General features: G+C 69.0%; 19 protein-coding genes and 1 pseudogene. 14 read left to right on the top strand and 6 right to left on the bottom strand.

Annotation, left to right across the window (positions count from 1 at the left end; all coding sequences use genetic code 11):
* From ACWD6P_RS04670 to ACWD6P_RS04635, 8 genes and pseudogenes are all read left to right on the top strand, one after another.
* A partial coding sequence (locus ACWD6P_RS04670) for a GTP-binding protein (protein WP_451442545.1) occupies positions 1-693 on the top strand: 693 nt, incomplete at its 5' end.
* A 192-nt stretch (positions 694-885) separates the two neighbouring features.
* Positions 886-1,762, top strand: a pseudogene (locus ACWD6P_RS04665) (IS5 family transposase).
* Positions 1,763-2,099: 337 nt separating this feature from the next.
* Positions 2,100-2,582, top strand: a complete 483-nt coding sequence (locus ACWD6P_RS04660) for a hypothetical protein (RefSeq protein WP_451442544.1) — start codon at positions 2,100-2,102, stop codon at positions 2,580-2,582.
* A gap of 441 nt (positions 2,583-3,023) precedes the next feature.
* Positions 3,024-3,959, top strand: coding sequence for a metal ABC transporter solute-binding protein, Zn/Mn family (locus ACWD6P_RS04655; protein ID WP_451442543.1), 936 nt, complete (start codon positions 3,024-3,026; stop codon positions 3,957-3,959).
* Positions 3,959-4,843, top strand: a complete 885-nt coding sequence (locus ACWD6P_RS04650; RefSeq protein WP_451442553.1) for a metal ABC transporter ATP-binding protein — start codon at positions 3,959-3,961, stop codon at positions 4,841-4,843. The genes ACWD6P_RS04655 and ACWD6P_RS04650 overlap by 1 nt, the downstream gene beginning before the upstream one ends.
* 5 nt (positions 4,844-4,848) lie before the next feature.
* The gene (locus tag ACWD6P_RS04645) at positions 4,849-5,778 is read left to right on the top strand and encodes a metal ABC transporter permease (protein WP_451442552.1); all 930 of its coding nucleotides are present in this window, start codon (positions 4,849-4,851) and stop codon (positions 5,776-5,778) included.
* 30 nt (positions 5,779-5,808) lie between these two features.
* Positions 5,809-6,126: a DUF1490 family protein gene (locus ACWD6P_RS04640; protein ID WP_451442542.1), complete on the top strand. Its 318-nt coding sequence runs from the start codon at positions 5,809-5,811 to the stop codon at positions 6,124-6,126.
* A 22-nt stretch (positions 6,127-6,148) separates the two neighbouring features.
* Positions 6,149-8,353: a heavy metal translocating P-type ATPase gene (locus ACWD6P_RS04635; RefSeq protein WP_451442551.1), complete on the top strand. Its 2,205-nt coding sequence runs from the start codon at positions 6,149-6,151 to the stop codon at positions 8,351-8,353.
* A gap of 227 nt (positions 8,354-8,580) precedes the next feature.
* Here the strand turns inward: ACWD6P_RS04635 and ACWD6P_RS04630 are convergent, their stop codons facing one another.
* Entirely contained in the window at positions 8,581-9,810 is a 1,230-nt protein-coding gene (locus ACWD6P_RS04630) for a GTP-binding protein (protein WP_451442541.1), read from the bottom strand.
* 201 nt (positions 9,811-10,011) lie between these two features.
* On the opposite strand from ACWD6P_RS04630, the gene ACWD6P_RS04625 reads away from it, so the two are divergent.
* Positions 10,012-10,794, top strand: a complete 783-nt coding sequence (locus tag ACWD6P_RS04625; protein ID WP_451442540.1) for a class I SAM-dependent methyltransferase — start codon at positions 10,012-10,014, stop codon at positions 10,792-10,794.
* Positions 10,795-11,867: 1,073 nt separating this feature from the next.
* On the opposite strand, the gene melC2 is transcribed toward ACWD6P_RS04625, so the two are convergent.
* From melC2 to ACWD6P_RS04610, 3 genes are all read right to left on the bottom strand, one after another.
* Positions 11,868-12,686, bottom strand: coding sequence for a tyrosinase MelC2 (melC2, locus tag ACWD6P_RS04620; protein ID WP_451442539.1), 819 nt, complete (start codon positions 12,684-12,686; stop codon positions 11,868-11,870).
* 40 nt (positions 12,687-12,726) lie between these two features.
* The gene (gene melC1, locus ACWD6P_RS04615; RefSeq protein WP_451442538.1) at positions 12,727-13,203 is read right to left on the bottom strand and encodes an apotyrosinase chaperone MelC1; all 477 of its coding nucleotides are present in this window, start codon (positions 13,201-13,203) and stop codon (positions 12,727-12,729) included.
* A 542-nt stretch (positions 13,204-13,745) separates the two neighbouring features.
* Positions 13,746-13,907, bottom strand: coding sequence for a hypothetical protein (locus tag ACWD6P_RS04610; protein WP_451442537.1), 162 nt, complete (start codon positions 13,905-13,907; stop codon positions 13,746-13,748).
* Positions 13,908-14,067: 160 nt separating this feature from the next.
* Between ACWD6P_RS04610 and ACWD6P_RS04605 the strand changes: the two genes are divergently transcribed.
* The 5 genes from ACWD6P_RS04605 to ACWD6P_RS04585 all read left to right on the top strand — a co-directional run bounded on the left by ACWD6P_RS04605 (position 14,068) and on the right by ACWD6P_RS04585 (position 19,418).
* Positions 14,068-14,949 (top strand): maleylpyruvate isomerase family mycothiol-dependent enzyme, encoded by an 882-nt coding sequence (locus ACWD6P_RS04605; RefSeq protein ID WP_451442536.1) that lies wholly within the window; start codon positions 14,068-14,070, stop codon positions 14,947-14,949.
* Positions 14,950-15,124: 175 nt separating this feature from the next.
* Positions 15,125-15,469, top strand: coding sequence for a DUF6191 domain-containing protein (locus ACWD6P_RS04600; RefSeq protein ID WP_451442535.1), 345 nt, complete (start codon positions 15,125-15,127; stop codon positions 15,467-15,469).
* 130 nt (positions 15,470-15,599) lie between these two features.
* Complete coding sequence (locus ACWD6P_RS04595) at positions 15,600-16,352, top strand: LysE family translocator (RefSeq protein WP_451442534.1); 753 nt, start codon at positions 15,600-15,602, stop codon at positions 16,350-16,352.
* A gap of 151 nt (positions 16,353-16,503) precedes the next feature.
* Entirely contained in the window at positions 16,504-17,010 is a 507-nt protein-coding gene (locus tag ACWD6P_RS04590; protein WP_451442533.1) for a hypothetical protein, read from the top strand.
* Positions 17,011-17,639: 629 nt separating this feature from the next.
* On the top strand, positions 17,640-19,418 hold the full coding sequence (locus ACWD6P_RS04585) for a TlrC/CarA/OleB/SrmB family ABC-F type ribosomal protection protein (RefSeq protein WP_451442532.1): 1,779 nt from the start codon (positions 17,640-17,642) through the stop codon (positions 19,416-19,418).
* A 236-nt stretch (positions 19,419-19,654) separates the two neighbouring features.
* On the opposite strand, the gene ACWD6P_RS04580 is transcribed toward ACWD6P_RS04585, so the two are convergent.
* A complete protein-coding gene (locus ACWD6P_RS04580) occupies positions 19,655-20,140 on the bottom strand; it encodes a DUF402 domain-containing protein (RefSeq protein ID WP_451442531.1) in 486 nt (161 codons plus the stop codon).
* Between the two features lie 337 nt (positions 20,141-20,477).
* On the bottom strand, positions 20,478-20,666 hold the full coding sequence (locus tag ACWD6P_RS04575; RefSeq protein WP_451442530.1) for a hypothetical protein: 189 nt from the start codon (positions 20,664-20,666) through the stop codon (positions 20,478-20,480).
* Positions 20,667-20,837 lie beyond the last annotated feature (171 nt).

The following is a 20,837-nucleotide window of genomic DNA, read 5'->3' as shown; positions in this document are numbered from 1 at the left end:
CAGTACGAGGACGACGAGCGCACCGTCAGCGACCTGCTGATGGACCAGATCGAGTTCGCCGACGTCATCGTCCTCAACAAGACCGACCTCGTCGATGCGGACAGCGCCGAACGGCTTCAGGCCGCGCTCACCCGCCTCAACCCGGCCGCCCGCATCGTGCCCGCCCGGCACGGCCGGGTGAACCCCGGCGACATCCTCGGCACCGGACTCTTCAGCCTGGAGCGGGCCCAGCAGGCCCCCGGCTGGGTGCAGGAACTCAACGGCGACCACATTCCGGAAACCGAGGAGTACGGCATCTCCAGCACGGTCTTCCGCGCCGGTGTGCCGTTCCATCCCGGCCGGCTGTGGACCTTCGTCACCGAGGGGCTCGACAGCGGCGCCTACGGTCAGATCCTCCGTTCCAAGGGCTTCTTCTGGCTGGCCAGCCGCCCGAACGTCACGGGGTTGTGGTCACAAGCCGGGGCCGTCGCACGCTTCGAGCCTTCCGGGGCTCGTGATGCCGACGACAGCCAGGGCCAGGAACTGGTCTTCATCGGCACCGGGTTGCACACCGAGGCACTGCAAGCGGCCCTGACCGACTGCCTCCTGGCCGACGGGGAACGGCTCACCGACGACCCGTTCCCCGAATGGGAAACATACGGCCTCGACGACGCCTGCGAACACGAGCACCCGGATCTGGTGCCGCAGACCTGACAAGCTCCGGGTTGGGCAGTGGTCGCAGCCACGGCACTGCTCAACCCGGCACTCACGAAGGTGGACACGCCGGCGCCCCCGTGCTCACGCGGAGCGCGGGGAGCGCTGGGGCACCGGCCCATCGGCATGTCAGCGCTAGGCACTGTCCGATGGGTCGGGTTACCTGCCCGCGTCGAGGCCGTTCCGGCCGGTGTGGGGCGGGGTAATCTATCGGATCAGGAGTGGGCTCGACTGGAGCCGCACTTGCCGAAGAACGTGGGACGAGGCGGGCGTTGGAAGAACCCTCGCAGGGTGATCAACGGCATTCTCTTCCGGCAGCGGACCGGTGTCCCGTGGCGTGATCTGCCGGCACGGTTCGGGAAGTGGAAGACCGTGCACGACAGGCCCCGCAGGTGGTCGGCGGCGGCACGTGGGAAAGGATCCTGCGGCCGTCCAGACCGATGCCGATTCGGAAGGCCGGATCGACTGGAGCATGGTCAGCGTGGACTCGGCCTCCTGCCGAGCCCCTCAGCACGCCGCGGCGCCCGTATCGACGCGCCACGTATCCCTGGACGACGCAGTCGGCCTGATCAACATCGTTGAGATGAGGCCCTGGGGCGTTCCCGTGGCGGGCTGACCTGCAAGATCCATCTGGCCGGTGAGGCGGCCGACGTCCGCTCGCGTTCGTCATCACCCCCGGCCAGTGGGGCGATGCCCCACAACTGGTCCCGGTCCTTGAACGCATCCGTGTCCCACGTCCGGCCGGCGGACACCCACGAACACGCCCCGATCACCTGGGCGGAGACAAGGCGTACTCGTCCCGCCGAAATCGCCGATACCTGAGGCGTCGGCAGATCAAGCACACCATTCCTGAACGCAAGGACCAGCGTGCCAACCGCCAGCGCCGCGGTAGCGCGGGCGGTCGACCACCGGCTTCGACAAGACGGTCTACAAGCGCCGCAACGAAGTCGAGCGAACGATCAACGCGCTCAAGGGCTTCCGTGCCGTAGCCACTCGCTTCGACAAGAGGGCGTATGTCTTCTACGGCACCGTGACCGTCGCAGCCATTCGCCTCTGGCTTCGTTCGTGACCCGCTGGACAGTCCTTAGGGCCTGTCAGACTCCCGTTGCCGGCTGCGGAGTGCTCGCTCCGCAGTCAGCCATGGGATCCGATTATCCACTCATGAGAGTGGTGTGCCGCATGGTGGTCAGCGGTGGGAGGGAATGATGCGCAGCGACATAGGGAGCGCCTGTTGGCAACTTCCGCAATCGCCATACAGATATGAGAGGTTCATGCGCTCTATCGCAGCCACCGCCGTGGGGTCCGTCGCGGTCCTCCTCACCATGTCTCTCACCGCCAGCAGTAGCGCAGCGCCTAACCCGGGTACCGTCTCTGCGGCGCCCGCCGACCGGGGATTTCCATCCGGCGTGTTCCAGATCAGGAGTGAGCGTCAGGGCGAGTGCGTCGCTGCATGGAGCCGTAACGCGCCGGATCTCGTGTTGGGCACGGACGGCATGGTCCCGAACGTGTACGCGGGCCTGACGGCGCGCGGGATCGGCCTGCAGCCCTGTGACGGCTCCAAGGAGCAGCAGTGGAAGTACCACCCCCAGACCAAGAAGCTGGAGAATCTGGGGCTGGACGGCGACAGGTGTGTAGAAGCACTGCACAACAGCCTCCCCCTCGGGTTGAGCAACCCCCAGCAGCAGGGATATTTCTTCTTGCGCATGGCCTGGTGTAAGACGGCGACGCCCGCCTTCCGCGGCGCGCTCGAAGTCACCACAGAAGACGGGATGATTCGGGGCCAGAATCCCAAGTACTCCTATTGGACCATTTGGGGCGAAAGCCGGATCTCGGGCCAGACCAAGGGGAAGCCGAACCAGCACTGGACATTCGCATCAACATCCAAGTAGCCCTTGGCGGAGCAGAGTTCGACGCCGGATCCCAAGAGCGTGGTAGACGCCCCTGGGATCCGGACTGTACTCGGTTGACGGCAGGCCCGTAGGGGCGCTCTGATGCCCATGGCTCATCGGACACGCCCTTGCTCTGCACATACTTGTCTGCTGTTCTGCTCGCGGGTCTGCTCGCCGACAGCATGCTCGGCTGAAGCTGGGCCGACCCGATCGCCGCGCTGACCACCGCCGCGGGTGGCCGTCAGGGAAGGACGCGACTCGTGGCGCGGCGATCAGTGCTGCCCGCTTCCCGTCACCGCGGTGCCGGCCACCGCATATACCTGCGACTGCTGCGCCTGACCCGGCCGGTCGCCCCGTCGTCGGCTCGGGTAGATAGTGGGAGGCGACGGGCCGATAATGAACTGATAACCGTTTCGGCTCTCAGGTGCCTGGGAGGCCGCGATGCATGTGACTTCGGTGCGCGGCCCGGCTGTGCTCATCGGCGCGGCGCTGACGTTGACCTGTGCCTGCGCCGGCCCCTCAGGTGCCGATTCCCGCGACACCCTCCGTAGGGACGCGTCCTCTGCCGTCATTCCGGTGGTCGCCTCGACGAACGTGTACGGGGACATCGTTCAGCAGGTCGGGGGCGGCAAGGTGAAGGTCGTCTCGCTCATCAGCGATCCGGCGCAGGACCCGCACTCGTACGAGGCCAGTACGCAGAACCGGCTGGCGCTGTCCAAGGCAAAGGTCGTCGTCGAGAACGGCGGCGGCTATGACGACTTCGTCGGCCGGATGCTGCGGAGCGCGAAGAACTCCTCACCCGTTGTCATCGACGCCGTACAGGTCTCGGGGAAGAAACCCGCGGCGGGCGCGGAACTCAACGAGCACGTCTGGTACGACCTCCCCGCGATGGGAAAACTGGCCGACCGGATCGCAGACGCCCTGGCCAGGACCTCCCCCGCCGACGCCGATGTCTTCCGGCACCACGCGAAGACATTCAAGGACAAGCTGACTGTGCTGGAGCAGGAGGAAGCGCGGATCAAAGCGGACCACGCGGGTGCTGCCGTGGCGGTCACCGAGCCCGTACCGCTGTACATGACCGAGGCCATGGGGCTGCGGAACAGGACGCCCGCGGACTTCAGCCAGGCCGTCGAGGAGGGCGACGATGTCTCCGCGCAGAGCCTGCAGCGGACGCTCGCGCTGTTCACCGGCAAGCAGGTCAAGGCGTTGGTCTACAACGAGCAGACCTCCGGGCCGCAGACGGAGCAGGTCAAGGCGGCCGCTGAGGACAACGGAATCCCGGTGGTCCCGGTGACCGAAACCCTCCCCCAGGGCGAGGACTACATCAGCTGGATGATCGCCAACGTCGGTGCCATCAAGGGTGCATTGGACAGATGATGGAACGCACGGAGGCTGTCTCCCCGCTCTCCCGGACGGACCGTGGCGCCGGGCGGAGCACAGATCCTGCGGCGCCGGTGATCAGTCTGCGGGACGCGGCCCTCGCCTACGGCGACCGCGTGCTGTGGCGCGATCTGCAGCTCGATGTCCGGCCCGGGGAGTTCCTCGCCGTGCTGGGTCCGAACGGATCGGGGAAGACCAGTCTGCTGCGGGTGCTCCTGGGCCGGCAGCAGCTCACCAGCGGATCACTCGCGGTCCTGGGCCACTCGCCCCGAAACGGGAGCCGGCACATCGGCTACGTCCCCCAGCAGACGTTCCAGCCCGCACACGCGCTGCTGCGCGCCCGTGACCTGGTGCGCCTGGGTCTGGACGGGGACCGCTGGGGGCTGCCGCTCGCCCGCCGCGCGATCCGCCGCCGGGTGGACGAACTGCTGGCTTCGGTCGGTGCGACGCCGTACGCCGACGTTCCGGTCGGACGGCTCTCCGGCGGCGAGCAGCAGCGCGTCCGCGTCGCGCAGGCGCTGGCCACCGACCCGCGGATCCTGCTCTGCGACGAACCGTTGCTCTCCCTCGACCTGCAGCACCAGCGCACCATCACCGGCCTGGTGGAAGAGCGGCGCCGCTCCGCCGGCACCGCCGTCGTCTTCGTGACGCATGAGATCAATCCTGTCCTGGGCCTGGTGGACCGTGTGCTGTACCTGGCTCAGGGCGGATACCGGATCGGGCCGCCGGACGAGGTGATGACCTCCTCGACGCTGTCGGAGCTGTACGGCACGCAGGTCGATGTCGTTCGCGTCAGGGGCCGGATCGTGGTGGTCGGGGCACCCGATGCCGGCACCGCTCACACCCACGACGACGGGGCGGAGGAGGGAGAGGGCCAGTGATCCGGCTGGGGTCGGGGGTCGGACCGCTCGCCGACGGCGGGGACGACACCGGTATCTGGCATCAGATCTTTAATTTCGACAACTACGGGGAACTGCTCGGCCTGGTCCAGAATTCGCTGCTCGCCGGGGTGTTGCTCGGTCTGGTCGGCGGGCTGGTGGGGGTGTTCGTGATCATGCGAGACCTGCCGTTCGCCGTGCACGGCATCAGTGAACTGTCGTTCGCCGGCGCCTCGGCGGCGCTGCTGCTCGGGGTGAACATCGTGGCCGGGTCCATCGCCGGATCCCTGATCGCGGCCGGAGCGATCGGCGTGCTGGGCGTCCGCGCCCGCGACCGCAATTCGATCATCGGCATCATCATGCCGTTCGGGCTGGGCCTCGGTGTGCTGTTCCTGTCCCTCTACAAGGGCCGGGCGGCGAACAAGTTCGGCATCCTGACCGGCCAGATCATCGCCGTCAGCGCCCCGCAGATGGCGTGGCTCCTCGGTACGTCGGTGGTGGTGCTCCTCGCTCTGGCCATCGTGTGGAAGCCGCTGACGTTCGCGAGCGTCGATCCGGAGGTGGCCGAAGCCCGCGGCGTTCCCGTACGCGCGCTGTCGCTGGCGTTCATGCTGGTCCTCGGCCTCGCCGTCGCCCTGTGCGTACAGATCGTCGGGGCGTTGCTGGTGCTCGCGCTGCTGGTCACACCGGCGGCCGCGGCCGCGCGGATCACGGCGTCCCCGTTGTTGCTGCCAGTGCTCAGCGTCGTCTTCGCGCTGTGTGCCATGGAGGGCGGGACGCTGCTCGCCCTGGGAAGCACCGTCCCCATCAGCCCGTACGTGACGACGATCGCGTTCGTGATCTACCTCGGGTGCCGGCTGGCAGAGGCGTGGCGTACACGGCGGGCACCACGCTCCGCACTCGGCTCGCCCGGCAGCCCCGTTCGGACGCACACTTGAAGGAGCCGGTACGCACGGAAGGAGACCCCCATGCACCCCGTCGCGCTCGCCGGCGCCGCAGCCGGACGGCTGGCTCACTACGCGGTCTCCGGAGTGGTGGGCGCCCTGATCATCAAGACCGCCGCCAAGCGCCTCCCCGAGGCAAAGCCCGCCGCCCGGAAGGCGGTTGTCGGTGGCCTGGCCGGCGGCATCGTGGCCGGCCGGTGGCTGGCCTCGGCCGCGGAGGAGGCCCGCCTCAAGGCCGGTGATGTCCTCGCAGAGGCCCGTACGTCACTGGGCGAAGAGGTCCCGCCACCCTCCGCTGTCGCCACCGAGGGCCATGAGCACGACCACGGACACGAGCACTGACCATGTCTGACGTGTGCTGACCATGTCCTCCGTGCTCGTACGCTCCGTGGCGGCCGGCCGCGCCCGGCTGACCGTGCCCTGGGTGCAGGCGCGCCCCGGCAGCGCCGGGCTGGTCGATGAGCGGCTGACCGGCATCAGGGGCTTCAGGGCGCTGCGGATCTTCCCGCGTACCGGCAGCGTCGTGATCTGGATGACGCCGGACCTCCTGGATGTCGATCGCCTGGTCGCCGCGCTCGAAGAGGCTCCGCCCGCGTCCATGCCCGCCAAGCCCACCCGCTCCACGCCCGACTCCTCCACCGGAGAGCTCGCCCGGCTGGTCGTCGGCGGCGCGGTGCTCGCCCTCGTCGCGCTGCGCCGGCTGCTGCGCCGCCCCCGGATCACCGCCGGTTCCTCCGGACTCCTCGGCGCGATCACCCTCTTCACCGGCCTGCCCTTCTTCCGCGGCGCCCTGCGCTCACTGCGCGGCCGGTCCAGTCCCGGAACGGACACCCTCGTCACGGCGGCGACGGTCATCTCGCTTGTCCTGCGCGAGAACGTCGTGGCCCTCACCGTCCTGTGGCTGCTGAACATCGGTGAGTTTCTGCAGACCCTGACCTTGCGCCGCACCCGGCGCGCCATCGAGGAGCTGCTGACCATCGGCGAGGAGCGGGTCTGGCTCGTACGGGAGGAAGGTGGGGACGGCGAGGGACGGGTCGAGGTCGAGGTGGCGCTTGAAGAGGTCGCGCCGGGTGACGTCGTCGCCGTCTACGAGCACCACCGGATCCCCGTCGACGGGGAGGTCGTCACCGGTGAGGCCCTCGTCGATCAGGCGGCGATCACCGGCGAGGCGCTGCCTGTCTACGCCCGCGCGGGCGCCGAGGTCTACGCGGGGACCATCGTCACCTCGGGCTCGCTGACCGTCCGTGCCACGTCCGTCGGAGCGGACACCACCGTCGGCCGGATCATCAGCCGGGTCGAGGAGGCGCAGTCCGACCGGGCGCCGATCCAGACCGTCGCCACCCGCTTCACCCAGCGCTTCGTCCCCGTCTCCTTCGCCCTGGCCGCGCTGACGTACGCCGTCACTCGCGACGCCCGCCGCGCCATGACGATGCTGCTGATCGCCTGCCCCTGCGCGGCCGGACTTGCCACGCCCACCGCCATCAGCGCGGCCATCGGCAACGGCGCGCGCCGCGGCACCCTCATCAAGGGCGGCACCCACCTGGAGGGCATCGGCCGGGTCACCGCCGTCGTCTTCGACAAGACCGGCACCCTCACCTTCGGCCGCCCCCTGGTCACCAGCGTCGTCACCCTCAGCGACCGCTACACCGCCAACCAAGTCCTCACCCTGGCCGCCTCCGGCGAACTGCACGCCCGCCACCCCCTCGCCCAGGCCATCGTCGCCCACACCGAGGAACAGCACCTCCACGCACCCATCCACCAAGCCTGCGAGGTCGTCCTCGGCATGGGCATGCGCGCTGAACTCGACGGCACCCGGCTGCTCGTGGGCAGCCCCGCCCTGCTGCGCCAACACGGCGTGGAGCTGACCGAGGAGGCCCAGGGCTGGACGGAGCAGTTGCGCGGCGGCGGCGAGACCGTCATCTGCATCGCCCACGACGACGATCTGATCGGCCTGCTCGGCGTCTCCGATGCCGTCCGCTCCGGAGCCGGCGCCGTCATCCAACAGCTGATCGACCTGGGCGTCTCCCGCGTAGTGCTGCTCACCGGCGACGCGCCCGAGACCGCACAGGCCGTCGCCGACGCCCTGGGCATCGCCGAGGTCCACGCCCACGCGCTCCCCGAAGGAAAACTCCAGCTGATCCGCGACCTCCAGACCGAGGGCCACACCGTCGCCATGGTCGGCGACGGCACCAACGACGCCCCCGCCCTCGCCCTCGCCGACGTCGGCATCTCCATGGGCGCCCACTCCTCCCATGTCGCCCTGGAAACCGCCGACATCGCCCTGCCCGGCGACGACCTGCGGCAGGTCCCCGCCGTCGTCGAACTCAGCCGCCACACCCTGCGCGTCGTCCGCCAGAACTACGGCCTCGCCATCGGCGTCAACCTCCTGGGCCTGATCGCAGGCGCCGGCGGCACCATGAACCCGGTCCTCGCCGCCCTCCTCCACAACACCAGCAGCATCGCCGTCGTCGGCAACTCGGCCCGGCTGGTCAATCACACCCCGCACCTGCCACAGACCGCCGATGACGTACTGGTGGCGGCCCCCTTGGAGGACCACCGGGTGCGCTGACTTGGCGAGTTCGCAGTCCTGCTGTCTGTGTCTGACAGATCGGAGCCTCTCGGATGGGGCCGTCCCACTTGGCGCCATAGGACGGTGGATTGTGGTCAACCTGCCGGGGCGGTATCCGCGTTATCGCGTACGCCAAGGCGCAGGTGCTGATCTCGACGGGGTCCGCTTCCGCCGCGGACCACGCCCCGGCGCCGTCCGACCAAGCTGCAAGCCGACACGCGAAACGTCTAGGACCGCCTGTCACCAAGGAGTGGATCGGAGAGGTCGGCCCAGCCCTCGATGCCCCGTGCCAGCTCGCCGTCGTCGAGCAGTGCGGCCTCCAGGGCGGCCCGGAGGCGGTCCGGGTCCAGTTCGGCGCCGGTGAAGACGATCTCGTTGCGCCGCTCCCCGTAGTAGTCGTCCCAGAACCACGATGCCAGCGTCCGTCGCTGCGGGGAGGTATCGCGCCAGGCACTCGTATCGCCGTCGTCGAGCCAGCGGCCGGCTTCGCGCAGTTCCAGGTGACCACCGGCCGAGCGCCAGGTCACGACGGTCTCCGGGCGGGTGGGCAGCCACAGGTGGCCGCGGCTGCGCACGACTCCGGACATGACCGTGGCCAGGCTGTCCGCCAGCCGCTCGGGGTGCAGTGGGCGTCGGGACCGCCACAGTACTGACCTCACGCCGCGGTCAACCCCGCGCCGGAGCAGGGGAATCGCGACGGGTTCGAGGCGGTCGACGGGCCCCGATGCGGCCCACCGCGCATCGGGCTCCGCCAAAGCCGCCAGGCCGTCGCGGCTGGCGGCATCGGCATCGGCATCGGCATCGGCATCGGCATCGGCATCGGCATGAATCTCCGCCGCAGGGTTGAGGTGCGCCAGCACAGCACGGGCGCCCTCACGCCTGCCGCCCCCGTCCCGGCCGTGTGCGAGGACCACTGTTCCAGCGGCCTCTATTTGCCTGGCCGCCGCCTCGGCAATCGTGATCGGTTCGGCGTGGGCGCCATAGCCCGGTCCATGGATGGTTCGGTGAACGCAGCGCAGGTCACTCAGGAAACGATCCGGGTCGACGCCGACGGCGATCGGTGCCAGGTCGTAGTAGTGCGCCATCGGCGTCCTGCCGAGCGGGGTCTGCCACACGTCCGCCAGAAACGGCAACGCGTCCACATTCTCGGGGAGCGCGAGCACGGCATGGGGCCGCACCGCACTCCGCGCGATGGCCGTCAGGTCCTGACGGACAATCACTGCCGGGTCGCCCGTGGCGCCCTGGCACAGCGCCTCCCGTAGCCGCTCATCACTGCACGAGGCGAAGCGCTGGACGAAGGGGTAACGCGAGCCCTCGTCGCCGTGCACCGAGACCGACAGCACCACTACGTCAGGCCGGGCATCGCGCAGCATGTCGAGCACCAGAACGCGAGCTTCCGGGGTATTGCCGCACACGACGCCCAACAAGCCCCGGTCCCGGCTGCCGCCGACCGTCACTCTCCCGCCCGCGCGATCGCCGCCACGAAGTCGTGAGCGGTCCTGCGCGCCCAGATCACCACAGCGGGCACGTCTCCTCCTCTGCACGCCCTCTACGCCACTCGCCACCCTAGCCTAGTTGAAAATGATTTCCATAACCGCATCCTGGGAGTGCGGCCCGCCCACGATGCCGCGCACGTCACGGGAGAGGACTGCCCTCGAATGACCGCACGGCACATCGCCCTCGGAGAGGTCTTCAGCGCGGGCGGCAGGAAGTTCCACCGCTGGCCCCCGCCGTTCTGGGACCCGGTCGGGGAGGCTACAGCGGCGTCAGCCGCTGCCCGCCCCCCCCGCCCCGGCGAGCGGGCACTCGACGGCTGCTGCGGAGCGGGCGCATCGGCGCTGCCCGCCGCACGCACCGTCGGGCCCGATGGAGGAGCCGACGCGGTTGACCTCTCCCGGTCCCTGCTCTCCATCGCCGAAAACCGTGCGCGGAACGAGGGCTTGGAGAACATCCGCTTCCGCGAGCATGACGTGACCACCTGGCATGCTCCCGACGGCGGCTACGACCTGGTGCAGTGTGCACTCGGAGTGTTCTTCCTCCGCGACATGGACCGCGACACCGCTACCCTCACCGGCATGCTTCGCCCCGGCGGGCGTCTTACGGTGACCGTCTGGGAGAAGGGTGCGCTCGGCGCCTGGGGACAAGCCTTCAAGAGCGCGGTAGAGACGGAGCGTGAGTGGCCACGCTCTCCACTGTCGGCTCAGCTGGCCCGGATCGACACCGCTGAGAACCTGGCCGCCTGGCTGGAAGGTCTCGGCCTCACCGACGCTCGCGTCGTACGTCGACAACTCGACGTTCCACTAACTTCCGACACCGCCTGGGATCTGGCCATGGGCAGCGGCACGCGCGCCCTGTTGGACACCCTCACTCCCGCAGCCGTCGAGCAGCCGTCGAGCGGGTACGCGCGCAATTCGCCACTCGCCTCACCGCCGCCTCCGTGACCGATCTCGACGTCCGATTCCTGACAGGAACGGCATTCGCATGACCAGGAGGACGACCCGCCGAGCACAGCCGGCCCCCGAAGGATTCACGGCGGTGCTCTGCCGGACGGAGAACGGCTGCGGCGCAGCCGACGACAGCCTCGTCGAGCCCCTCCGCGCTGCGGTACGGCAGTCCGCCTTCGGCATGCTGATCACCACCGGCTGCTTGGCCCGGCACCTGCACTGCCCACACCACGGGGGAAATCGCGTAGCACGCCCGGGAATCCGCTTGATCGTGCAGCCCTGCACACGGGACCCTACGCCCCTCGGCGCCGCCGTCACATTCGGTCCACTCACCGATGCCTCGCAAGCCCAGGATCTGGCCGACTGGCTGATCAAGGGCCTGCGCCAGGGCTGCCGCCCACCGAGGCATCTGCTGGCCGTACGTCTGCCGGACCGATCCGCATCTGGGACCGCGTCACGGCCGGGGGCCGAGGGTGAGCGGGCGACGCAAGCGAGACCAGCCAGGCTTCACCAGGCCGGTGCAGATCCTCCCGCTTGCTCAACGGTCGCTGCCAGTGGAAGCCGAAGAGGCACCGCGCTCAGCACATGGCCAGACCGCCGTGCCCATGCACGTTCAGCGGTTCCCGGCCCCTCCCCCGCGCCTCGCTGATCCTCATCACGCGCCGGCGACCTGGAGGCTGTCGCCCTTCTTGGCGCTGCCTCCGCCATGGCCCGCAATCAGGTAGCTGACGCCAAGATCCGGACCATGCACGGACCAACGCTCCACAGACGGCCGTTGCAGCAGCCATTTCAGCAGGCCAGCACCACTATGAGCGCTGCACCACCAGCAGACGAAGAACCTGCTGGCGAGCTACTCGCCGAAGAAGCTGGAGTTCTTCTAACGGCAGGAGAACGGGCGCCTGACTGGGCTTCGCCTGTCAGGCGCCTTTCGCTCGGCTTGCTGGGAGCAGGGGCCGGTGTACGTGTACGCCGCAACTCCCAGCCTCTCACACGACTGTCCGTCCCGCTGCTGACCAGCTTCCGGACCAGTTCACGGATCAGAGCGCTGTCACGGTGGTGTCATGAACCTGTCATTCATAAGTATAGAACTTGGTGTGATCCAGCATGTCCGCCGGTGTGACGTCGTTCCATGGCTTCATCGTGTCGTGGAGATCGACGACATCGGGGGTGTCGCCGGTCGGCAGATAGCCCGACTTGGGGTGCTTGCGCTGCCAGTCGACCCAGAGCTTGTCGATGAAACAGTGGTGCAGCCAGAAGACCGGGTCGTTGGGGGACGCGCCGGTCGTCATCTGGCCGCCGACCCAGACGTGCACCCGGTTGTGCAGGTTGGGGCCGCGCCAGCCCTCGATGTTGTTGCGGAAGCCGTCGGAGGAGCTGTTCCAGGGGGCGGTGTCGTAGACGTTCAGGGCGAGCACCCGGTCGACCTCCCCCCGGGTCGGCAGTTCGCGGACCCCGGTGCCCAGGGAGCGGCGCAGGAATGTCCGGCCGTCCACCCGTATGTTCATGGGCCAGTTGCCGCTGCCGAAGGCGAACGGCCCCGACGTCACGCGGCCGTCGCCGCTCCGTCCGTCACCGCCCAGGAAGTCGTCGGCCCACAGTGAGCTGCGGGGCGAACGGTCGACGGTCCAGTCCCAGTAGGGCAGCATGACCGACGGCGTGATGCTCTGGAGGGCTTGTTCGAACTGGAGCAGGAACCTGCGGTGCCAGGGAAGGAACGACGGTGACCGGTGGCCGGTCCGCTCTCCGTTGTCGGTGTCACCGATGATGAAGGCATTGTGGGTGCTGATGAACTCGTCGTAGCGGCCGGTGCGCTTGAGCTCCAGCACCGCGTCGACGAAGTCCCGCTTCTCGGTAGGGGTGAGGTTCGCCTGGTTCTTCCGGACTGCCATGTCGAGGACTCCTCGGTGGGGGGACGGTCAGGGTCGGGCCTCAGCTGGTGACGACGGGGACCAGGTCGGCGCCCTGGAGTGCACGGACGGCTGCTCGCGCCAGGGCGCGCGGCGTGGTGAACGTCTCGTAGTGGTTCACCAGGCTGATCCAGGTGCCGTCCGCGTTGCGCATCACATGCAGGTCGTCGTTGTCGATGCGGACGACGAAGTCCATGCCCTCGTGCGGGTCGGCCTGGCCGGAGGGCTGCTCCGGCCGGCCTCCATGGCTTTGGTGCCCTCCGCCGTGTGCACCCCCTTCCTCTGCCGGCCAGCCCTCTATGTGGCGGCCCTGGTACAGCTCGTCGAAGGGTTCCGGTATCTCGTGACCATCGGCGGGCCCGGCTCCCGCCGCGTGTCCGTGGCCGTCGGCGGGGCGGGCGGCACGGGTGTCGGCGAAGGCGGCTGGCGCGGCGAGCGCCGCCCCGGCCACGGCCGCTGCGCTGACGTGCAGCACCTGACGTCGGGTGGGACGCGACATGTTCCACTCCTCTCTTCGTTCGGCTTCCTCCTCCGGGGCAGGCCGCGAAGGGTTGTCGAAGCCGGCGGGCCGAAGCTCGGCCCACGCCGCCACATGCTGGCAGGGACGAACGGATCATCAAATTGCGCCGCCTCCTCAGGCAACGAACGAGACAACACCTGGACAAAGGTGCAGAATTCAACGGCGGCGATCGTCTTCCCACCCCGTCACACACCTCCGCGGAACGAGATATTCCGCGATGTGGGCCGCTCTTCGCCGCAGATCCTTCTCCCGCGCGATCGAAAGCGCGAGCCCCCGCGCGGCCGGAACTCGGCGCGAATGCACGGGGCTTGGGGCCGTACGGGGTTTGGGGCCGTACGGGGTTTGAGGGCGGAGCCCGGTGACAACGAGTCCGCAGCAGGCAGCACTGGGTTCACGAGCCGGCGAGCCGGGCGAGCCGGGCGAGCTGGGCCGGGCCAAGCCGGGGAACCTCCTCGCTCAGAACGCCCGGCGCGGGAACCCCGAGGAGGGAGACCTCAGACGTCAGGACAGAGGGGGAGACCTCAGACGCCAGGGCAGAGGAGGGAGACCTCAGACGTCATGGCATTCGGAGAGGGCGGCTGGTCTCGGTTGTCCGGTGGGCGGGCGCCGACGGTCACGCTGAGGTCGGCTTCCTGGTGGCTGAGGTCTGCGTCCTGGTAGGCGTCGGTTCCCTGAAACGACATGTCGCGCATCATGGCTGCGTAGCTGTAGCCGTCTCGCTGAGACGACGGCAGCAGATGAGTGCGGCAGCCGCGATGCCGATGAGCCGAGGAAGTGCCCTGATTTGGCCTCGTAGCGCCGGTGCAGGCGACGGACGCCGCAAACGGTTGGCAGGCTGGGGCCATGGACGCACAGCTCAATGACATGCCGGGCCACTCCTGGCTCGGTGCCCCGATCGACGCCCGCTCCCTGTTCGCGCCCGAGCAGGCCGCGCTGATGGCCACGCTGCGCGGCCTGGCGCCTGCCGACTGGGGCAAGGAGGCGGTGCCGGGCTGGACTGTCCGCGATCTCGCCGCGCACATCCTGGGCGACTTCTACGGACGTCTCGCCCGCGACCGCGACGGACACCAGGACGGCCCCGCCTTCGCGCCGGGCGAGACGCTGGAGCAGTTCCTCCACCGCATCAACCAGGAATGGGTTGACGCCCACCGCCGGGTGAGCCCGGCGGCGCTCACCGACACCCTCGATCTGGTCGGCGGTCAGATCGCCCGGTTCTTCGCGGCCACCGACCTCAACTCCCCCTCGCTGGGGGTGTCCTGGGCCGGTATCGATCCGGCGCCGATGTGGCTGGACAGCGCCCGCGACTTGACCGAGTTCTGGACCCACCGCCAGCAGATCCGTCATGCCGTCGGCCAGGACACCGACCCCGATCCGCGGTTCCTGTCCGTGGTCCTGGACACCTTTATGCGAGCCCTGCCTCACACCCTGCGCCAGGTCGATGCCCCGGTCGGTACGCAGATTCAGGTGAACGTCGACGGTCCGGCCGGCGGCACCTGGACCGCCACCGCCACCGCCACCGCCACCGCCACCGCCACCGGGGACCGTTGGTCGCTCGCGGAGCCGGGAACAGGGCACCCTGCCGCTGCTGTCCACCTGGACGCGGAGACGGCCTGGCGCCTGTGCAGCCGCGGCATCCAGCCGGACACCGCCCTCGCCCGTGCCCGCATCGACGGCGACCGTGACCTCGCCGAAGCCGCCTGCCGGATCGTGTCGATCGTCTACTGACCGCAGCCGCAATACGCCGCTCCGGCCGTGGCATCCGCTGCTCGTCAGCCGCAAGGCCGCGGCCGGATCGCGGCCGCCTTCACGCTCGGCACGAGACCAGCCACGACGGACGACAAGCGGAGTGCACGCACGTACCGAAGGGAACAACTGGCACTCCGCCATCCGTTCCTGACTCATGGTGAGTCTGCTGACGGGCCCCTCGCTGGTGCTCCTGATCGTCGTTCCGCTGTTCCTGCTGGCTGCCTTACGGATGAGTGCGCAGGCCGCCCGACGCCTGGGGTGGCTGGGGTGGCTGCCGACGCGCCGGCACAACACCGCGTTCGGGGCCCGCGGCGTGGGTGCGACGGCAACCGAGGAGCTCCACGCATTGATCTATCCGAGCAAGCGGGTCCAACTTGAACAACGCCGGATCGAGTTGATCCTGCGGGATGACGAGCAAGACGGTGCACCGAAGAAGACCGGCATCGATCTGGACTCAGGCATCGCCCGGCTGGAGAAGCGGCGCGGGGACCATTCCTGAGGCGGGGACCACTCCTGAGTCCGGGCGCGGCGCGCGACAGCGACGGGGCTCTGCGCCCTCGCGCCCTCGCGCCCTCATCCACGTCAAAATTGCTGTGTCACCGCACGGCCCATGGTCTTGGCTTGCCGTCATGCTTACTTCCCTGCTCGCGTTCGCCGGTGTCGCCGCTCTGATCAATGTCACACCCGGCCTGGACACCCTGCTGGTGCTACGGACCTCCGTCTCCGAGGGCAGAGCCGCCGGGCACGCTGCCGCGCTGGGCATCGTCGTCGGCTGCCTGGCCTGGGGCGTGGCGACCGCCATCGGGCTGACCGCCTTGGTAGCCACCTCCCGCATGATCTACAACGCCCTGACGGTCGCCGGTGCCCTCTACCTGACATGGCTCGGGGTCTCGGCCTTGTGGCGCTCCAGGCGCCGGAACGCCGACGGCACAGCGACAGCCCTGGAGGACGGGGCCGGTGAGCTGGCCGGTCACTCGACGGCCGAGCAGCCCACTGCCCCGTTCCCACGCAACCGGCTTGCCCCGTTCCCACGCAACCGGCTTGCCCCGTTCCCGCGCACCCGGCTTGCCCCGTTCCCACACAACCGGCTGGCCGCGTTCCGTGCTGGACTTGCGACCAACCTGCTCAACCCGAAAGCCGGCATCTTCTACCTGAGCCTCATTCCGCAGTTCATCCCCAAGGGGACACCGGTGTTCGGAGCCACGATCCTGCTCACAGCGATCGACATCGCCGAGTTGGCGATCTGGTACTGGTTGATCTCCCGCGTCGCTTCGACGCTGGGTGAGCGCATCAGACGACCGTCCTTTCGGCGCCGGATGGAACAAGTCAGCGGAATCGCCTTCCTCGGCTTCGCCGTCACCCTCCTCGCAGAGAGTGTGTGACCCGACGACTCCCCTACGACGACTCCCCTGCTCGAACCCGCCATAGGCAGCACTCATAGTGCGGGTTGTAGCCGCGCACTCCGCCTGACGGCGGAGGTGTTCCGTACCTCGGAAGGACTCCTCGGCCGCGAGCCACAGGCAGGCTGGTGTCATGATCCAATCAACGAGAACGCAACGGCTCTCCGCGGTCATCGCCTGTGCGGGCGCGCTGGCCTACACCGCAAGCAAGGTGGATCTCGCCCTGAAGGGCGAGCTGGGCATGCCGGGCTTCCCCGCGCCGTCGAAGTCCTATGTCGGCTTCGGTGATGTCACCGCGGCACAACTGGGCAATGCGGGACTGGGCCTGGCGATGGCGGTCGTCGCGCTGCTTCTGCTACGCCCGATCGCCAACCCGTTCTTCCGGTGGGGGTCGGTCGTCGTCTCCTGGGCGGGCATCGCCATGGTGGGAGCCGGGGTCGTCGGGTTCGGTGCGCGGGCGGCGGGTGTGGCCCCTTTCCTGGGACCTCCGCCGCCTGAGACCGGTCCGGCGATCGCCGCACTGTCGGTAGGCGCCGTATGGGTCGCCGGGTGGACGGTCGCCACGGTCGGCGCGATGCGCGGGCGTGGCCGCCTCCGTACGGGGAGGAATATCGCCTCACAGAGCCTCGCGCACAGCTGACGGGCAGGCGCCGAAGGACGTACCCGGAGGTCGCCGGTCATAGCCCTGCCGCACCCTCGACGCCAGCCTCGTCGACCGAACTGGCGCCCTCCGGGCCCGTACCGCCGCTGATCGCGTTGGCCACCGGCGCCGGCATCGTGCAGTGAGGCGCGGGCCGCATGGACAGAGCGCATCTGGCTTTCCACCAAGGCGGCGTGTATCTCTTGCAAGTCCTCTGTAAGTCCTCGCGTGTCTTGGGCGAGTTGTCGACCAGTTCTGCGAAGCGTGCCACGCCCCGGTCAGCTCTGAAGCAGCCGCCGCCACTTCACGTGGCGCGACCAGGCTGACGAGAGACGAGACGCGAGACGCGAGATGAAAGATAGAGAGACGAGACGATCCGTCTTGCCAAGATGATTCCCGGCGCGTAAGGTGCTGCGCATGGGTTCCCTGTTCCTGTGATCGCCAAGCGAGTGTCCGCGTCGAGCTGAGCTCCGCCGTCACCGCCACCCTTCCCGTGTGTGCCTCCGCCGCCCCATCGGCGCCCGACTCCGCTTGCCGGACGTCGCGCCGTACGGGCCCGCCCACACGCGGACGCCTCATCGACCTCATCCGACCCGCCCGGCTCAGCCGCCGAGAGCAGGAGCATCTCCATGCACACCCCTTCCTCCACATCGTCACCCGCATCCACCACCGCCACCTCCTCCGCCACCCGGACCGCGCAGCTGGCGTTCCACGACGTCGCCAGGCGCTACGCGGACCGTCTCGTCCTCGATGGGGTCTCCTTCTCCGTCAAGCCGGGCGAGAGGGTCGGCGTCGTCGGCGACAACGGGTCGGGGAAATCCACCCTTCTGAAGCTCATGTCGGGTCAACTTGACGCCGACAACGGCGAGTTGACCATCTACACCCCCGGCGGCACCGGCTACCTCGCGCAGACCCTGGAGCTGCCGCCCCACGCCACCGTCCAGGACGCCATCGATCTCGCCCTGGCCGACCTGCGGGACCTCGAAGCGCGGATGCGCCGGGCCGAGGCCGAGCTGAGCCACCGGACCGCGGGAGCCGAACTCGACGCCGCCTTGATGGCGTACGCGGAGCTGGTCGAGCGCTACGAGGTGCGCGGCGGATACGCGGCCGAGGCGCGGGTGGACAGTGCCCTGCACGGCCTCGGACTGCCGGACCTGGCGCGCGACAGACGGCTGGGCACCCTTTCCGGCGGCGAACGGTCCCGTCTGGCACTGGCCGCCACGCTCGCCTCGCAGCCGGAGCTGCTCCTGCTGGACGAGCCGACCAACGATCTGGATGACCAGGCCGTGAGCTGGCTGGAGGCGCACCTGCGCGCGCACCGCGGCACCGTGGTCGCAGTCACCCATGACCGTGTGTTCCTCGAAAGGCTCACCACCACCGTCCTGGAAGTCGCCTCCGGCACGGTCTCGCGGTACGGGGACGGCTACGACGGCTATCTCGCGGCCAAGGAAGCCGACCGCCGCCGCCGGCTGCAGGAGTACGAGGACTGGCGCGCCGAACTGGCCCGTAACCGGCGGCTGGTGGAATCCAACGCGTCGCGGCTGTACGACATGCCGCGCAAGCTGCCCTTCGCCGTCTTCGGCCATGGTGCCTTCCGGTCGCGCAGCCGCGGGCACGGCGCGATGAGCCGTATCCGCAACGCCAAGGCACGCCTTGAACGTCTGACCGGCGACCCTGTCACCCCGCCCGCCACCCCGCTCGTCTTCACCGCCCGCCTTGCCACCTCGGCCGGGCCCGAGAAGGCCCCGGGCGAAGCACGGGAAGGGCCGGCGGCGCGGGAGCAATCGCACCCGACGACGGCGGCGGAAGTCTGCAACCTGCGGGTGGGGAATCGACTGCACCTGCCGGCACTGCACCTGGGAGCCGCCCAACGGCTGCTGGTGACCGGCCCCAACGGAGCGGGCAAGAGCACACTGCTGCGGGTGCTGGCAGGGGAGCTCCGGCCGGATGCCGGTTCGGTACGCGTACCCGGCCGCGTCGGACACTTGCGGCAGGAGGGGACGCCCTGGGCCCCGGAACTGTCCGTGCTGCAGGCATTCGCCCAGGGACGCGTGGGCACGGAGGACGAACATGCGCAGGCGCTGCTCTCACTCGGCCTGTTCGGCCCCGCAGAGCTGCGGCTACGGGTGGGGAGCCTGTCGTACGGGCAGCGGCGCCGCATCGAACTGGCCCGGCTCGTCAGCGAGCCGACGGACCTGTTGTTGCTCGACGAGCCGACCAACCATCTCTCCCCCGCACTCGTCGAGGAACTGGAACAGGCCCTGGCGGACTACCAGGGCGCCCTGGTGGTCGTCACCCACGACCGCCGCATGCGTTCCCGGTTCACCGGCTCCCACCTCGCGCTGCGCGCTGGCCAGGTCGCCCATTTCCGGGCAGAGCCAAGTGAGTGCCACGTGAGTGCCAATTGAGCACCAAGCGAGCACCAAGTGAGTCTCCCTTGACGGAAGTCCCACAATGATCGATTGATCCATGCCCCGGTCTGCGGACAGGCGGCGGTCAGAAGGGATTCGGGGACGTGGCAGCGGAGCCTTCCGGATTGCGCAAAAGGGCGCCCGTGTACGCGAATACCGTTCCCCGCCACACCATTTCCCCACACGGAAAGCTCACCGAGCCGAACTCTTCGCCATAACCCGCCGGACAGGCCCTAGTCGACGAGGAGCGTGAGCAAGCCGCCCTCCTTCGCGCGCCGCTCCAGCTCATCAAGGGCGGCTACGGCCTGCCGGGCGGCCTCCGAATCTCTCTCGGTGAGACCGCTCGCCGCGAATTCATCCTCGTCCAGCCGCAGTATCTGGGCGCCGTCCGCGGAAACCCAGAGATCGAGGTCGAGGTCCTCGACGACGAGCTCAGCCGGGCCCGAGGACCTGTCGCGGACCGCCACGGGGCGGGTGATATCGCAGTACCAGCCCTTGAGTTCCCCCTCGCGGTCGCGGACCTCCTTGACTGCATACCAGCGGTCTCGCCAGTAATGCTCGGTGAACTCGTCGCCCGGCTCGAACCGGACGAAGCCGAAGTCCCGGACGTCAGGCGCCGCCCACGGCGCCGAAACCGAAATCCGGGCGCCGTCGTCCGCCAGCAGCCTGGCCTGGTAGCGGATCTTGACGCAACCGGCCTTGGTCAGCACCACGTCCATCAGTTGCCGCATCGTATTCCCCCGTTGCTTGAGCGAAGCGCATCTCGGTCGAACAAATAGCCTATCGAGGCAAGGTGTTGACGCGCGTCACAAGGCACCTTCGTGTCATCTCAGTGGAGGCGCCCTCGGGGTTGAACACTCGGCTTCACACCCGGCCGTGAAACCAGCGACGCATGCAAGCACGGGGACGGCCCTTGGACACCGGCCCGGAGTCCAGCCGATCGACAACTGCTTCACATGGCTGCCCTTACTTACCTGACGCGGAGATCTCGGCGCATTCGGCGCATTCGGCGCAGCCGTGACGGCGGCAGGGGCCGTGGGTGGCCTGCGGGCGGCCCTAGCGCCTAACCCCCTGCTTGGCTGAAGCGACGCCGCCTCCACCGCCTCCACCGCCCGCACCGATGACTTCCACGGTGAGCTCATGAACATCAGCCGGCACGATAAACAGTTGTACGCCCGGCTGGCTGAACGTCTCGATAACCGGTGCGGCCTTTGCTTGTCGAACGTCGAGGCGCAGCATCGACACTGCCAGACGCCAGGCAACTGCTCATGTGCGACGGGCCGCCGTCACTCGCCCCGGACGAGCCGGCCACGGAACTCGGACACTGACGCTTGACTGTCTGTAAAGAAGCTTTTGCTCTGGGCGAGAGCTCCTCAAGCATGGCGCCGCGCACCGTGGCGTATGCAGCCCCACGGT

Source organism: Streptomyces sp. NPDC002446 (assembly GCF_053595675.1).
The sequence above is the reverse complement of the archived record's forward strand: the minus strand, read 5'-3'. Positions and strand labels throughout refer to the sequence as shown.